The 10,722-nt window shown below is 43.9% G+C and carries 9 protein-coding genes; 6 read left to right on the forward strand and 3 right to left on the reverse strand.

The window, feature by feature from the left end:
• Positions 1–19: 19 nt before the first annotated feature.
• Positions 20–658, reverse strand: coding sequence for a putative ABC transporter permease (locus tag NC238_15480; GenBank protein MCM1567308.1), 639 nt, complete (start codon positions 656–658; stop codon positions 20–22).
• A 168-nt stretch (positions 659–826) separates the two neighbouring features.
• On the opposite strand from NC238_15480, the gene NC238_15485 reads away from it, so the two are divergent.
• From NC238_15485 to NC238_15510, 6 genes are all read left to right on the forward strand, one after another.
• The gene (locus NC238_15485) at positions 827–1,765 is read left to right on the forward strand and encodes a magnesium transporter (protein ID MCM1567309.1); all 939 of its coding nucleotides are present in this window, start codon (positions 827–829) and stop codon (positions 1,763–1,765) included.
• 193 nt (positions 1,766–1,958) lie between these two features.
• Complete coding sequence (locus NC238_15490; protein MCM1567310.1) at positions 1,959–2,852, forward strand: GGDEF domain-containing protein; 894 nt, start codon at positions 1,959–1,961, stop codon at positions 2,850–2,852.
• 211 nt (positions 2,853–3,063) lie between these two features.
• Positions 3,064–3,798, forward strand: a complete 735-nt coding sequence (locus tag NC238_15495) for a LytTR family transcriptional regulator DNA-binding domain-containing protein (GenBank protein MCM1567311.1) — start codon at positions 3,064–3,066, stop codon at positions 3,796–3,798.
• A gap of 22 nt (positions 3,799–3,820) precedes the next feature.
• Positions 3,821–5,386 carry an ATP-binding protein gene (locus NC238_15500; protein ID MCM1567312.1) on the forward strand — a complete coding sequence of 522 codons (1,566 nt, stop codon included), beginning with the start codon at positions 3,821–3,823 and terminating at the stop codon, positions 5,384–5,386.
• Positions 5,379–6,572: a response regulator gene (locus NC238_15505; GenBank protein ID MCM1567313.1), complete on the forward strand. Its 1,194-nt coding sequence runs from the start codon at positions 5,379–5,381 to the stop codon at positions 6,570–6,572. The genes NC238_15500 and NC238_15505 overlap by 8 nt, the downstream gene beginning before the upstream one ends.
• Positions 6,573–6,689: 117 nt before the next feature.
• Positions 6,690–6,965, forward strand: a complete 276-nt coding sequence (locus NC238_15510) for a histidine kinase (protein MCM1567314.1) — start codon at positions 6,690–6,692, stop codon at positions 6,963–6,965.
• 6 nt (positions 6,966–6,971) lie between these two features.
• Here NC238_15510 and NC238_15515 read toward each other — a convergent pair whose 3' ends face one another.
• Both NC238_15515 and NC238_15520 read right to left on the reverse strand, forming a co-directional pair.
• Positions 6,972–9,395, reverse strand: a complete 2,424-nt coding sequence (locus tag NC238_15515; GenBank protein MCM1567315.1) for an ABC transporter ATP-binding protein/permease — start codon at positions 9,393–9,395, stop codon at positions 6,972–6,974.
• On the reverse strand, positions 9,392–10,722 hold a 1,331-nt coding region (locus NC238_15520; GenBank protein ID MCM1567316.1), incomplete at its 5' end, for an ABC transporter ATP-binding protein/permease. The genes NC238_15515 and NC238_15520, both read right to left, overlap by 4 nt.

Here is a 10,722-nt window from a genome sequence, read left to right on the forward strand (position 1 = left end):
GAAAGACAGGAATGAACAATTACGATACATGAACCATGTTTGGATATACCTGGTGAATGAACGAATCAGGGTAAGAACGGTCTAAAAAAGTCTGAATGGAATTTGTCGGCGGGATGCCGTCGTATCTTTGGTTTGCCCTGAATACGGCAGCGGCCGAAATGGATAAATCGAAGGTCATGAATAGAATTATAATCCATGTCACAAGGGTACTCATCTTCATGGGAAAGTTTTCGATTCTTTTACTGATAAATGGGTAAATATACTTAATGAAGACAACGCCCAGGATTCCCCAAAAAAATGAGTATGCCAGCGATGTCCTGCCAAGTATATCGAGCATAGAATAACTGTAGTCCCAGGATATAAAACCAAAAGCATATTCCTGTATCAGACTGCAGATAAGTTCATACAAGCATCCTATAAAAGCACTTATAAAAAATAAGGACCATTTATTTTTGAAATTTGTTCTTTGCAGCAGCAAAATAACAATAACGGCTGCAAAACCGTAGATATGACTGAAAGGACCATAAATCAGACCTGACCTGCTTTCGATATATCCATGCAGAATAAAACAGTAGATGGATTCAAAAACAAAACCAAGGATAGAAGCAATAAAAAATAGCCAAACCATTTTGTGAAAATGATAGGGTATTTTCTTCATATAAACGCTCCTAACGTTAGGTAATGTGATGCAGGAGTCATTCACCAAGAAGTTTGGAAAACCGAAAATCTGGAATTAATTATAGCATCTCATTACATAAATTGTAAGAATGATATAACCGTGGTTATCCGAATGATCAGTTTACAGAGAATTGTTAAGTGAATGGAGGTGAAGGGCTTGCAACACTATCTTGTCTCTCCGGAGGGCCTGAAAGAAATAGAATCACAACAGATTCCGACAGAGGGAAAGTTTAGCATAACCCTCTTCGATGCTGAGGAATGGAAGCTCCTGAACGGGCACTTGGCATCTGCCGGATCTGCAGGGATCGACCGTGTTCTGGGAAACCTGAATCCGCAGGGGAATAGCTTTAATCAAAGATTTGAACGTCTGCACCCTTCTCTGTTTTTTATTGGTTACAGCGATTTTGCTGATGACACCAAAGAATTTGCGATTTACTTTTTTCTGTCGGCGAATGATATGACGATACTGCGCAATGACCGGCTTGAGCTGTCGCAGATCAATGACTGGGCCCGGAGAGGGCTGCTTACGACACCTTCCGATCTGGCGCAGCTCCTCGGCATGGAAATACTGGAACACCATCAGCGCCAGCTGGAATTACTGGAAGATGATGTGGACCGGATTGAAGAAAATATCCTGGAAACTCCTGAAAGATGGCAAAGAAGTGAAATAATTAACCTTCACAAAAAAATACTCGGATTAAAGAAGTCACTGAATGCGCATCAGACGATTTTCAGCAGACTGGCAGCCATGGATAATCATGATCAGGGGAGGCCATCGTGGAAAGACCTGGTTGCCGATACCCAGCAGAAACTTGAGAATGCACGGCAGACCCATGAGCTGATTGAAATCCTAATGGAAGCCTACCAGCAGGCCATTGACAACCGGGCCAATGATATCATGAAAGTTCTGACGCTTCTGGCCACGATCCTGCTGCCGATTAATCTGGTTACCTCCTTCTTTGGAATGAATTTTGAAGCAATGCCGCTGATCCACTCGCCTTTGGGGATGCCGCTCTTTTTCGGTGTATCCGTGTTGATTGTGACAGCAGTACTTATCCTGTTTTGGCGTAAACACTGGCTGAGATGAAATCCGATGCACGCATGGAAAACCAAATCCATTCATTGAGAAAAAACAACCATTGAGGTTGTTTTTTTTACATTCTGTAGAAGATTCTCCCAACAGAAGACTTAATGAGATAATCTTATGTTATCGCAATGTAATTGAAAGAATCATACAACGGCTTTTGCTGAAAAGTAAGGTTTATATAGGGGGTCATATAATGAATTTAGTTAATCGAAAAGATGATCATGATTTTTTAGACAAACATAGACTGAGTCAGAAAAACAAATTTATCATCTGTTTGTTATTTATTGGGATCCTGGTTTTGGTGCTGTTTTTTGGTAATTTAAATACAGCTCCGGGAATTATTATAGGGAGTATAATGGCTGTCGTCACGTTGCTGATGCCGCTGATCTTTGGGTATACCGGCCTTATGGTTACGCTGATATACAGCATCATAGGGATGACTGCTCCATTCAGATTCGGAATAATGCAAGGTGACCCATATTATTTTGCTATTGCCGTGTTCATCCTGGCTAACTTTTTGGGATCTGCGATTATTGCCATTGAAGTTGAACGCAATAAAAAGACCCAGAAAGTACTTGAGACCCTTTCTGTAACAGACGGTCTGACAGAGATCTACAATCACAGGTATTTTCAGCAAAGGCTTGACGAAGAGATTGCGAGGGCGACCAGAGCAAATCGTACGCTTGTCTTGTGTATGATCGATATTGATAACTTTAAGATGTACAATGATTCCTATGGTCATTATTTTGGTGATGAAATACTAAGAAAAACAGCCGGGCTGATCCAAAACACAACGAGAAAGTCAGATATTGCCTGCCGCTACGGCGGGGACGAATTTGCAGTAATTTTGCCTGATTCCGGCGTCGAAGAAGTCCATTTTGTCATGGAAAGACTTAAAGAAGCATTTTACAGTCTGCGATTTTCTTTCCCGGATTGTCACGTTACAAGAACTTTAACGCTTTCGGTCGGTTTCTCAATTTTTCCTGATCTGGCGGAAAATAAAGATCAACTGATTACCCAGGCTGATGCTGCCCTTTACCGGGCCAAATATCAGGGCAGAAACACAATCCAGCTTTATAAAAATTAATACAAAGCATACTGTATATGGTTGCCCATTTATTTAAAATACGCAGTACTAGAATGAATATTTACCATGATCGTTTAAGATGAAAGGGGAAATAAATAAAGCTAAAAAAAGAACTCAAAAAAGGAATAAAAAAGAAAATGTCGAATATACCCGAGAATAAAAGGTAAATTATTCATTTTCTGGTCCGGACAGATAAAAAAGAAAGGGAAATATGGCTAGAATACTTTTGGTTGATGATGAACCGATGGTGCTCAACGCTTTAAAGCGTATCCTGCATTCCCGGGGATACGAGCTGTTTGCCGCTACGACCTCGGAAGAAGCGCTGGATTTTTTGCAGAAAAGCGCGATAGATGTGATCATTTGTGACCAAAATATGCCGGGAATGCTGGGTATTGATCTATTAAAGCGTTCAAGAGAAGAATACCCGGATGCCGTCAGAATTCTGATCACTGGTTCGTCAGACGTTAATGTTGCAATTTCAGCAATTAATGAAGGCAGCATTTATTATTACCTCGCCAAGCCCTGGAAAAACGAAGAAGTTATTTCAGTGGTCGAAAAAGCCCTTGCCGATAAACCTGAACACTTCTATCCGGTGGAACGCAAAATGGAACAGGAGATCAAAAAAATCCCTGTATGGGAAGATGACACCATTATTCTGATTAACCTGTCGGAGGTTATTTATTTAACGGCAGCTGAAGGGGATGTCGTTGTTATCACCGAAAAAGGAAGATATCAAAGTCCTGACTCTTTAAATTCGTGGGAGAAGAAGCTTGGATCCGGCAGCTTTTTTCGGTGCCATCGAAGCTATATTGTCAATATCAATAAAATTGAAAAAATCAGTCCCTGGTTCAACAGTGCGTATAATTTGAAGTTGAAGGACACGAAAGAAACTATTCCTGTCAGCAGAAACTCCACTAAAAAACTGAAAAATTTATTTGGGTTATAAAATAAGAGTATAGGAATCAATTATGAATCAATATCTGAAAAAAAGAACGATACCTGGTGTTTTATCCGCCCTTCGTGAAACGGAAGACGATAACCTGACAAGCTATTATGAAAATACCATGGTCAGTATGTATATGTCAGTGCTGCTCTTTCTGGCAGCATTTGTTAGTTTTTTCCCCCGTTATTTTTATCTTGCCAGTGACTGGCAGACGTGTTTCGTAGACAGTTTGGTTTTGCTGGCTTTGGCTCTGGGATTTAACGTTGTTCCGAAATTGGACTTTGAGATGAGATATGCTACCTGGATGATCTCGGGGCTGACCGCCCTGACACTTCTGTTTATAACGGTCAGAATGTATGATCTCATCGGACCGGCTTTGTACACCTTTGCGTATATACAGCTCATACTGGCCATGATCCGAGTTACCAGGGTTATGATGGTCACAACAACGGTCGCCATACTGTTTTCGATAGGCTATGTCATTTTCCATTCCTATCATGTTCAGTTCTACCAGATGACGACATTGTCTTATGTTTTCCAGCTGATCCTGTTTATGGTCTTAGTGGTCGTTATGGCGGCTATAAATAATGTCAGTATCGGCCGTTACCGCAGGCTGGAAAAACAGCTTCAGGAAGCAATCCGCCAGAATGAAAAAATTACCGGATTGTTTAAACAAAACGTTGCCTCAGATGAAGAATTGAAAACAACGATCAGCCGTTTAAAGAGAACGCAAGAACAGCTTGTCCAACAAGAGAAGCTTGCTGCGATTGGACAGCTGGCTGCCGGGGTTGCTCATGAAATCAATAATCCGCTTGGCTATATTTCCAGTAACTTTGAGACCTCTCGTCTTTATTTTAACCAGTATACGAATATGATCGGCGCCTATCACAGCTTTTTGGAGCAGCTGCACCCAAGCGAGAAGGATTTGCTTGCCCCGCAGATAGAGAACTTGAGAAAGCTTGAAGAAACCAACAACCTGAAGTATATCTCAACAGACCTGGAAGATTTGTTTTTTGATATTGAGGATGGCCTCAAACGGATCAGTGAAATTGTAACCGGACTTAAGACCTTTTCCAGAGCGGATCAAGGCAACGAGTTCGAAGATTATGATCTGAATAACGGATTGAGAAATACGCTTTTGGTGGCCAGAAATGAGATCAAGCACCATGCCAGGGTAATCGAACTGTTTGGGGAGCTTCCTTTGGTCCAGGCGAAGGGCAATCAGATTAATCAGGTGCTCTTGAACATTATCCTGAATGCAGTCTACGCCATAAAAACAAAAGAACCGAAGACACTTGGCTCTATCATGGTTAGTACGGAAGTCGCGGGTGATTTTGTGCGGTGTCAGATTGAAGACAATGGGACAGGGATCCATAAGGAAAGCCTGAAAGAGATTTTCAATCCATTTTTTACGACAAAACCTGTTGGTCAGGGCACGGGCCTCGGGCTCAGTATTGCCTACGATATTGTTGTCAATACGCACGGGGGGCAGATTTCAGTTCAAAGTACGCCGGGCGTAAGTACGAGGTTTATAATCCTGCTTCCTGTCAGACAGCAGCTGGAAGCCGAAACAGGTGAAGAAAATGAATGAAGTGATTTTGTTTGTAGATGATGAAAACGCAATTTTGCGGGCGTTGAACAGGGTCTTTTTTGGCAGCGGCTATGAGGTTCTTACTGCGGGAAGTGGTGAAGAGGCCCTGGAGATTCTTCAAAGAAAGAAAATCGATCTGCTTGTAACAGATGTCAAAATGCAGGGTATGGACGGCTTTCAACTTTTAACACAAGTCAAAGAAAAATATCCGTCTACGATCAGATTAGTTCTTAGCGGGCATGTCGATAAAAACATGCTTCTGAAAATACAGCAAAGTTGTCTGGCCAAACATTATCTGTTTAAGCCATGGCAAAACAAGGATCTGCTTAGGACCATCGAACAAATTTTCGAAGTGGAAAAGATCTTGAAGAACCGAAACCTGCTGGAAGTGATCAATAAAATTGAATTTCTGCCATCGCCTCAGAATGTCTTCCATAAATTTAATTTTCTGATCGAACAGGATGCGTGCATGAAGGAAATTGCCAAAACGATTGAAAGTGATCCTTCCATAACGGCAAAAGTATTACAGGTGGCAAACTCTTCCCACTTAGGAGTAAAAACAGGTTCGGTTATCCAGGCTATTAATTATTTGGGACTGACCGATGTTAAAAATATTGTTTTGAGCGCCTGTCTGCATCAGGAGACCAAAGGGGAAAAGAATGCGCGTTACCATAGAGATATCGCGATGCTTTGGCTCCATGCCGTAACGACCAATACCATCCTGAATGTTTTTTACCAGAAGATTCATCATAAGAAAATGCCTGAATCAAGTTCAATGGCCGGATTGCTGCATGATGTCGGCAAAGTGGTTCTGCTGAATAATTTCTGGTATGAATATATGCGGGCAGTTGAGAAGAACGTGGGTAACCGGGATTTATTCCACTATTATGAACAAATCGAATTTGCGGATATATCTCATGGGGAAATTGGCGGCCATCTGCTGGATTGGTGGGAGCTTCCGTACTCGATCGTGGAGTCTGCGCTATTTCACCACTGTCCGCTTGATGAAAGGGTCATCGACAAGGAAATGGTTGCCTTGGTGTATCTTGCCGATATCTATTCCTGGAAAAGCATCTATAAGCCGGAGTCTGTAAACGTTGATCCGCAGGTGCTTGATTTCCTGGGTATTAACAAAGATGATCCTGATCGTTTTTTGGACGAAGCCGGGATTCGCCATCCAATGTAAAAAAACAACCATTCAGGTTGTTTTTTTACATTCTGCGGCAAATTGTCCGTCAAGACGAAATGACGTGGTATGCTATTGCCAGAAGCAAGTTATAAGGAAAGGCGGGAAAAGTTTTAAATGAGCCGCGTTCATGATGTCGTCATCTATTTTGAAGAGGAAAGCAAGACACCGGATTGTAAAGCGTTAGCCGTGATTTTCAGCTTGAAAAAGATTGCAAACATCATTGAGCTTTATCCGAAAGATATCGGCAGCAATGATAAGAGCGCAGAAATCATCAAGGAAGAAGGGTTAAGGATCCGATTTTCTACGGAACGCAATCTTGAAAAGATCCGGGAATTCTTCTTTGAAAGCATCTCCATGAAAGATTTCGAATGGGGGACTTCAGACCACTAGGATGCGTTATCCCGCGATATCCGTATCTTCTGAGAACTGACTGTTATATAATTCGGCGTAGAAGCCGCCTTTAGCCAGCAGTTCCCTGTGATTACCTGTTTCAATGATACGCCCGTTATTCATGACCAGAATGAGTTCGGCATCCCGTATGGTAGAAAGCCTGTGCGCAATTACAAAATTCGTCCGGCCTTTCATCAGGTTCTTCATTGCTTTCTGGATCAATACTTCAGTCCGGGTGTCCACGCTGCTGGTTGCTTCATCGAGAATCAATATTGCCGGATCGGCTAAAATAGCCCGGGCGATAGTGAGCAGCTGCTTCTGTCCTTGCGAGATATTGGTCGCTTCCTCATTCAGAATCGTATCGTAGCCATCAGGAAGTGTCCGGATAAAATGGTCGGCATGGGCTGCTTTGGCAGCCTGGACAATTTGTTCCATCGTCGCGCCTTCTTTGGAGTAGGCAATATTGTCTTTGATACTGCCGTTAAACAGCCAAGTGTCCTGAAGGACCATACCAAAGAGTTTACGCAGCTCGCTGCGTGGCATATCCTTGATGTTCACACCGTCAATACTGATTTTGCCCGAGTTGATCTCGTAAAACCGCATCAGGAGGTTGACTAGAGTCGTTTTGCCGGCGCCGGTCGGTCCGACGATGGCAATGGTATCTCCCTGCCTTACTTCAAGGTTCATATCTTCAATCAGCGGGACATCTTCTGTATAGCGGAAGCTGACATGGTCGATGCGAATATTTCCTTTGGGCATATCCAGAATCACAGCTTCAGGATTGTCGGGAATTTCTTCCTGTTCGTCCAGAACCTCAAAGACGCGTTCAGCGCAGGCAATAGTAGACTGGATAACGTTGGCGATATTGGCGGTCTGGATGATCGGCATCGTAAATGACCGTGAATATTGGATAAAGGCCAGGATATCACCTAATCCTAATAGATTGCGCGTGATCCAGATGCCCCCGACGATGCTGATGCCGACATAACTGAGATTACTGATAAAGTTCATCAGCGGGAACATAATCCCGGAAACGAACTGGGCTTTCCAACCTGCGCCATAAAGCCGGTTATTGATGGATTCAAATTTTTCGATGGCATCCTTTTCATGGCCAAAAGCCTTAACGATCTTATGCCCGGTGTACATCTCTTCGACATGGCTGCTGAGGTCCCCCAGCTCTTTTTGCTGGACGGCAAAGTATTTTTGGGATTTCTTGGCGATCATTGTGGTGGACAGCATATACAGCGGCAATGAGGCGATAATAATCAGGGTGAGAACCGGACTGATTGTGAGCATCATGATAATATAACCTATAATTGTTATCACGGAGGTGATGATTTGGGTTAAGCTTTGCTGCAGGGTAGTGGCAATGGTGTCGATATCGTTGGTCACACGGCTTAAGATATCGCCATAAGGGTGCATATCGTAATATTTTAAAGGCAATTTGGCCAGTTTATTATCGACTACCCGGCGCAGATCCCGGACTGTACGCTGGGAAACGCCTGACATCACAAGACCCATGATCAGGCTGAACAAGGCGCTGATGAGATACATGCCGATCAGGATCAAGGCGATCATGCCGATATAATGGAAATCATATTCACCGTTCGTTTCTCTGATCGCTGTAATGGCACCGCTGATTTGATCACCGGTAAGCGTGACATTTTGCTGGGTATTCGGCATGTCCAAGCCTGTCGCACCGGTTGCGGACATCTTTTCCCCTAAATCAATAATCTTTTGGCAAACATTCGCTTTTTCTTCAGCATCTGTCACCGAACTCAGCATCGGTAATTGCAGAAATGTTTTGATAGTATTTATGTTGTCCGCATCAATCTTTTTAACTGTCCCATCCTGCGTGTTGTTGGGATTGATTTCTCCCATATTTGGCAGTGCATTGAGGAGATCCAACATTTTAATGACGGTATTGGCTTTTTCCTGCGGATCTTGAAGTGTATTAATTGCAGGCAGCGTGATCAGCGCTTTGACTGTATTCAAAGATTCAGGGTTGGTGGGTTTACTGGTTGCGGGGTTTGCAATCTGCTTACTGATCTGGTCGACTGTTTTCAGCTGGACATCGGCCATCTGGGTATAAATGCTGTTAACGCCCTTTTCCTGCGCCTCGGACATTTTTTGCAGCATCATTCTTGCCATATAAGCATCCTGCAGTTTGTTGATTGCTTTACTGCTTACCTTAGGAGCTGCAATTGTAAAAGATGTACTGGCGATGGCAAAGATCAATACAACAATTAAATGGAGTTTATGCGGTTTTAAATACCGAATGAGTCTTGCCAGACTTCCGCGGAAATTCTTAGCTTTTTCTACGGGAGCACCAAAGTGGCTGCCAGGTCCCCCTGGTCCTCCCGGTCCTCCTGGTCCTCTTCGGCCTTGCCGATTGCGTATCGTGCTTTGGTTTTTATTTTCGCCGCTCATGCGATTTCCTCCTCTGACAGCTGGGATGAGACAATTTCACGGTAGACTTCGCAACTGTTCAACAGCTCCTTATGCGTCCCAATGCCTGCAATTTGACCATTGTCCAGGACAATGATTCGATCCGCGTCCATGACGGTGCCTACTCTTTGGGCGATAATAAGGACGGTCGCCTCGGCAATCTCCTGTTTCAGTGCTGCTCGCAGACGCGCATCCGTTTTAAAATCCAGGGCAGAAAAACTGTCGTCAAAAATATAGATTTCCGGCTTGCGGACCAAGGCCCGCGCAATAGCCAACCGTTGTTTCTGACCGCCGGAAACATTGGTTCCGCCTTGGGCGATGACATGGTCATACCCACCATCCATTTTGGTGACAAATTCAGCGGCCTGGGCAACTTCTGCAGCATGCTGAATTTCTTCTTTAGTGGCCTGCTTGCTGCCAAACTGGATATTCTCGGCAATCGTTCCCGAAAAGAGGACCGCTTTTTGCGGCACAAAACCAATTTTTTGACGAAGGTTTTCCTGGGATATATCCCGGACATCCACACCGTCGATTAGGACGGAACCGCTGTCGACATCATAAAACCTCGGTATTAGGTTGATCAGTGTTGATTTCCCTGAACCGGTGCTGCCAATGATCGCTGTGATCTCACCAGGCCGGGCGGCGAAAGATATATCCCGGATAGCGGGTTCTTCTGCGCCGTGGTAACTAAAGGTGACATCCTTGAATTCCACATAGCCTTTGCCGGTGAAAGTATCCTTCAGGTCCTTGGCATCTTCAATTTCAGGTACGGTTTCCAGGACTTCATTGATTCTGACAGCTGCCGCCTGAGACCGGGGAACCATAATGAACATCATGGCTAGCATCAGCATGGACATCATGATCTGCATCGCATACTGCGTAAACGCAGAAAGGGCTCCCAGGTCCATATCGCCGATACTGATGCGGATGCCCCCAAACCAAAGGATTGCCAGTGAAGTTAAGTTCATGATCAGCATAATCGACGGCATCATAAATGCCATGATTTTATTTACTTTAATGTAGTTTTCTGTGAGGTCCACGTTGGCGGCGTCAAAACGCTTCTTTTCATGTTCAATCGTATTAAAGGCGCGGATGACCCGGATGCCGGTAAGTTTTTCCCTGAGTACCAGGTTGATCTTGTCGATTTTTACCTGGACCAATCGAAACAGCGGTATCATTTTGGAAGCAATCATCACAATGACAATTGCCAGAACCGGTATGGCGACAGCTAGTACCCAAGTAAGGGCCTTATCTTCCCGGTAAGCCAGGATGATTCCGCCGATCGCCATGATCGGGGCGCTGATCATCA

Source organism: Dehalobacter sp. (genome assembly GCA_023667845.1).
GTDB lineage: Bacteria > Bacillota > Desulfitobacteriia > Desulfitobacteriales > Syntrophobotulaceae > Dehalobacter.